At 45.1% G+C, this 814-nt stretch carries 1 protein-coding gene; it reads left to right on the forward strand.

Features of this window, described 5'->3' with window-relative positions; genetic code table 11:
* Positions 1-129: 129 nt before the first annotated feature.
* The coding region (locus B5F76_RS14320; RefSeq protein ID WP_144268521.1) for a hypothetical protein at positions 130-814 on the forward strand (685 nt) is incomplete at its 3' end.

Below are 814 nucleotides of genomic sequence, written 5' to 3' on the forward strand. Positions count from 1 at the left end.
TAAAAGTAGAACCATACGGTTATTGTGTCAACGAAATTATAATTTTTTCAAGCAATTACTTTACTCCCATTGCCGTAAATGCTATAGAAAATATGGTTCTACTGAGAACCATACTGCTTTGGGGGGACTATGGCTTTCATCAAGGTGCAAAAACTGGTCAGAAATGAGCATGGAGAGGTGCTTTCAGGTTCAGCAGCGATAATGGATACTGTCTACACTCCAGGCTCTCGCAACTTCTCAAAACACAGAGTAATTGAGAGTCTTGGCAAGGTAGTATACTTTGATAAGAATTTGAAATTAGGCATCTTTCAATCTCCTCTCAGAGGTTTGGTCGAGTACTGTTCGACGACTGGAGAGTTTAAGGATGTGGCTCTTGATGACCCAAGACTCCCTCCAAAATTGCTCCCTGTTGACCCCAATTTCCACACCACATTCGGTGATGTCTGGTTCCTGATGGAATTTCTGAAAAAGCACGGTCTGGACAGCGTCCTCGGTGGTGTTTTTCAGAAAAAAACGCTGTGCCAGCGCCTCTGGGTCCACATCCTTCACAGTGTTGTCAAGGATGGAAGCAAGATCAGTTGCGAGGACTGGGTGGGAAGATCTTTTGTGTCCTACCTCATAGATGCAGTCCCTCTGCATAGTCTCAAGAGCGATACGTCCTACTTTGCCGCCATGGGTGAAGATCGCGCCAAAATGGCTTTTTTCAAGGCTTTTGTAGACCTGATGAAGGGACAGTATCCAGGCTTTGGCAAGTGTTGCTATGTCGATTCCACGCCCCTTCCCAATGACATAGAAAACAATCCTTTCAATGCCT

Origin of the sequence: Desulfovibrio sp. An276 (genome assembly GCF_002159665.1) — a bacterium.
GTDB lineage: Bacteria > Desulfobacterota > Desulfovibrionia > Desulfovibrionales > Desulfovibrionaceae > Desulfovibrio > Desulfovibrio faecigallinarum.